This window comes from Streptomyces sp. NPDC048424 (assembly GCF_040651555.1).
In the GTDB taxonomy this organism is placed as follows: domain Bacteria; phylum Actinomycetota; class Actinomycetes; order Streptomycetales; family Streptomycetaceae; genus Streptomyces.
The window spans coordinates 1-5032 of record NZ_JBEZKE010000075.1; the positions used below are offsets into that span (position 1 = coordinate 1).

Sequence of the window (5032 nt, forward strand, 5' to 3'; positions counted from 1 at the left end):
AACAACTCACCAACCCCGACTACTGGGTCCAACACCTCCGCCACACCGTCCGCTTCAACGACGGCATCCAGTACCTCCACAACCAGAACGTCACCGGCTACATCGAGATCGGCCCCGACCCGGTGCTCACGGCGATGACCCGAGGCTGCCTGGGCGAGGAGATCGCCCAGGGCGCGGTGTCGACCGTCGGCGTCCTGCGCAAGGGACGCCCCGAGGCGCAGACCCTCGCGGTCGCCCTCGGCCACGCGGCCGTACGGGGTGCGGCTCTGGACGTCGAGAGCCTCTTCCCCGGAGCGCGGCGGGCGCTGCTGCCGACGTACGCGTTCCAGGGCGCCCGGTTCTGGCTGAACAGCCCGGCCACGCCCGAGGACGTGGCGAGCCTGGGCCTGACGTCGGCGGAACACCCGCTGCTCGGCGCGGTGACCAGCCTCGCCGGCGGGGAGGGACTGCTGCTCACGGGCCGTGTCTCGCGGAGCACCCACCCGTGGATCGCCGACCATGCCGTCTCCGGAACCGTTCTGCTGCCCGGCACCGCCCTGGTCGAGATGGCCGTGGCGGCGGGCGAGCGCTTCGGCTACGACCGGCTCCGGGAGCTCGTCCTGGAGGCGCCGCTGATCGTTCCCGAGGACGGCCGCATCCACCTGCAGGTGGCGCTGGGCGCCGAGGAGTCGGGGACCCGCTCCGTCTCCGTACACTCCCGCGCCGAGGGCCGGACGGAGGAGGAATGGACCCGGCACGCCTCCGGTGTGCTCGCCGCGGCGGGCCCGGTTCCGGTTCCGGTTCCCGCGACCGGCTCGGCCGTCTGGCCGCCGGAGGGAGCCACTGAAATACCTGTCGGCGACCTCTACGCCCGCCTCGCCGAGCGCGGATACACGTACGGCCCCACCTTCCAGGGCCTGCGGAGCGCGTGGAGACGGGGCACGGATCTGTACGCGGAGATCGCGCTGCCGGAGAGCATCGACGGGGACGGGTTCGCCCTCCACCCCGCCGCTCTGGACGCCGCCCTCCACACCTTGCTGATCGAGGACTCCGACGAGCTGACCATCCCGTTCTCGTTCAACGGGGTCACCCTGCACGCCGCCGGTGCGACCGCGCTGCGGGTGCACCTGGTTCCGAGCGGTAGGAGCGCCGCCTCGCTCACGGCCACGGACGCCGACGGCCGGCCCGTCATCACCGTCGACGAGATCGCCCTGCGACCGGCCGGCGACCTACAGGACCGCAGCGGTCGGATCGACGGGCTCTACCGCCTGGTGTGGAAGCCCGTCCCGCAGGCCGCCGAGCCGGCCGCCGGGCCGTGGGCGGTACTCGGCTCGGACCCGCACGCTCTGGCCGCGGCCGTCTCCGGCGAGGCGTACGCGGACGCCGGCGCGCTGCGGACCGCGCTCGCCTCGGGCGGTCCGGTCCCCGGTGTCATCGCGCTCACCGAGCCGAGCTCGGAAGTCCATGCGGCGGTTCAGGGCACCCTGGCCACCCTCCAGGAACTCCTCGCCGACACCACCCTCGACTCCACCCGAATCGTCGTACTCACCCAGGGCGCCACCGCCCTCACCACCGACGAGGACATCCACAACCTGGCAGCCGCAGCCCTCACCGGACTCATCCGCACCGCACAAAACGAATACCCCGGCCGCCTCACCCACCTCGACCTCAGCACCGACACCGACACCGCTGAGGCCCTGGCCGCCGCCGCCCACACCGCCGCCACCACCCCCGACACCCAACTCACCCTCCGCAACGGCCAACTCCACACCCCCCGCCTCGAAAACACCCCCACCAACCCCACCCCGGCCAAGCCCCTCGACCCCGAAGGCACCATCCTCATCACCGGCGGCACCGGCGGCCTCGGCCACATCCTCGCCCGCCACCTCGTCACCCACCACGGCGCCAAACACCTCCTCCTCACCAGCCGCACCGGACCCAACGCCCCCGGCGCCACCGAACTCACCACCGAACTCACCACAGCAGGCGCCCACATCACCATCACCGCCTGCGACACCGCCAACCGAGACGCCCTCGCCGAACTCCTCACCACCATCCCCACCGACCACCCCCTCACCGCCGTCATCCACGCCGCCGGCACCCTCAACGACGCCACCCTCGACAACCTCACCCCCCACCACGTCACCCAAGTCCTCCACCCCAAAACCGACGCCGCCTGGAACCTCCACCAACTCACCCGACACCTCCCCCTCACCCACTTCATCCTCTTCTCCTCCATCGCCGGACTCATCGGAAACCCCGGCCAAGCCAACTACGCCGCCGCCAACACCTACCTCGACGCCCTCGCCCACCACCGCCACCACCACAACCTCCCCGCCACCAGCCTCGCCTGGGGACTCTGGGACACGAGCACCGGCAGCATGGCCGCGCAGTTCTCGGAGGCCGACATCAAGCGGTGGGCCGCGAAGGGCATCCTTCCGCTGACCCCGGCACGCGGCATGGAGCTGTTCGACGCCGCGCTCACGGCCGGTCAGCCGGAGCTGGTGCCGATCGAGCTGGACCTGAAGGCGCTGCGCTCCCCGGAGCAGTCCGCGCCCGCCCTGCTGCGCACCCTGGTCCGCGCCCCGCGCCGGCGCGCCGCCTCGGCCACCGGATCCTCGTGGGCGGAGCGCACCGCCGAACTGCCCCCGGCCGACCGCCGGCGCGCCGCCGGTGAGCTCGTACGGACGACGGTCGCGGCCGTGCTCGGCCTGGCGGGCCCCGCCGCCGTCAACGACAGCGGGCCCTTCATCCAGCTGGGCATGGACTCCCTCACCGGCATGGAGTTGCGCCGCCGGCTCGCCTCGGACAGCGGGATCGCGGTTCCCGCGACCGCCGTCTTCGACCACCCCACGCCGGGTGCGCTCACCGACTTCGTGGTCGCCGAGCTCGCCAAGATCGCCGGCGAGGCCGCCGCCCGGCCGGTCCGGCAGGCCGCGGTCGGCGCGGGCGTAGGCCAGGACGACCCGATCGTGATCGTCGGGATGGCCTGCCGGTACCCCGGTGACGCCCGGTCCCCCGAGGACCTGTGGCGGCTCGTCGCCGACGGCACCGACGCCATCGGCCCCTTCCCCACCAACCGCGACTGGGACCTCGACCACCTCTACGACCCGGACCCCACCCGGGCCGGCAAGAGCTACACCCGGCACGGCGGGTTCCTCTACGACGCCGACCGGTTCGACGCCGAGTTCTTCGGCGTCTCGCCCCGCGAGGCGTTCGCGATCGACCCGCAGCAGCGCCTGTTGCTGGAGACGACCTGGGAGAGCTTCGAGCACGCGGGCATCGACCCGACCACGCTGCGCGGCAGCCGCACCGGTGTGTTCGTCGGCACCATGTACGACGACTACGCCTCCCGCCTGTCCGCCGTTCCGGTCGAGTACGAGGGCTACCTGAGCACGGGCAGCGCCGGCAGTGTGGCCTCCGGACGGCTGTCCTACACCTTCGGGCTGGAGGGCCCGGCCATCACCGTCGACACGGCCTGCTCCTCCTCCCTCGTCGCCCTGCACCTGGCCTCCCAGGCCCTGCGCCAGGGCGAATGCACCCTTGCCGTGGCGGGCGGCGCCACCGTCATGGCCACTCCGCGGCCCTTCGTCGAGTTCAGCCGCCAGCGCGGGCTGGCGCCCGACGGGCGGATCAAGTCGTTCGCGGCTTCGGCGGACGGTACGACGTGGAGCGAGGGCGTCGGCATCCTGCTCCTGGAACGGCTCTCCGACGCCCGCCGCAACGGCCACGAGATCCTCGCCGTCGTCCGCGGCTCCGCCGTCAACCAGGACGGCGCCAGCAACGGACTCACCGCCCCCAACGGCCCCTCCCAGGAGCGGGTCATCCGCGAGGCCCTCGCCGCCTCCGGACTCTCACCCGCCGACGTCGACGCCGTAGAGGCCCACGGCACCGGCACCACCCTCGGCGACCCCATCGAGGCCCAGGCCATCCTCGCCACCTACGGCCAGGACCGCGACGCCGACCGCCCCCTCCACCTCGGCTCGCTCAAGTCGAACATCGGCCACTCCCAGGCCGCCGCCGGCGTCGGCGGCGTCATCAAGATGGTCATGGCCATGCGCCACGGCGTGCTGCCGCGCACGCTGCACGTGGACGCGCCGAGCCCGCACGTGGACTGGTCGAGCGGCGCGGTGTCGCTCCTCACCGAGGCGACCCCGTGGCCCGAGACCGACCGGCCGCGCCGTTCCGCCGTCTCCTCCTTCGGGATCAGCGGCACCAACGCCCACGTCGTCCTCGAACAGGCCCCCATCGCCGAGGCCGCGGAGTCCCGCGACCCGGCGACCCCCGCCCAGCTGCCCTGGGTGGTCTCCGGCCGCGGTACGGAGGGCCTGCGCGCCCGGGCCACCCAGCTGCGGCGGCTGGCCGCCGAGGCCGGCACGGAGGGCGGCTTCGACCTCGCGCACCTGGACGTCGGCCACGCGCTCGCCACCACGCGGGCGGCGCTCCCGGAGCGTGCGGTCGTCCTCGCCGACGACCCGGCGGGTCTGCTGGCGGGCCTGGACGCACTGGCCCGGGGCGAGTCCGCGCCGCAGCTGGTGACCGGGGACTCCGGCAGGGCCGACGGGGCCTGCGGGCTCGCGTTCCTGTTCACGGGTCAGGGCAGTCAGCGTCCCGGCATGGGCCGCGAACTGTACGAGACCCACCCGGTGTTCGCCGAGGCGTTCGACGCCGTCTGCGCACGGATGGACGCCCACCTGGGCCTGTCGCTCAAGGAGCTGGTCTTCGCCGGCGAGGGCAGCGCGCAGGCCGCTCTCCTCAACAGGACGCAGTACACGCAGCCCGCGCTGTTCGCCGTCGAGGTCGCACTGTTCCGGCTGGTGGAGCACTACGGCCTGACCCCCGACCACCTCCTCGGCCATTCGGTGGGCGAGCTGGCCGCCGCGCACGTCGCGGGGGTCCTCTCCCTGGACGACGCCTGCACCCTGGTGGCCGTCCGTGGCCGGCTGATGCAGTCCGCGCCCACCGGCGGCGCCATGATCGCCATCGAAGCCACCGAAACCGAGATCCTGGCCACCCTCCCCACCCACCACGGACACCTCGACATCGCCGCCGT

The 5032-nt window shown here is 73.3% G+C and carries 1 protein-coding gene; it reads left to right on the forward strand.

Translation table 11 applies throughout. The annotated features are described in order from the left end of the window. On the forward strand, positions 1–5032 hold a 5032-nt coding region (locus AB0D29_RS38545; RefSeq protein WP_362860503.1), incomplete at both ends, for a type I polyketide synthase.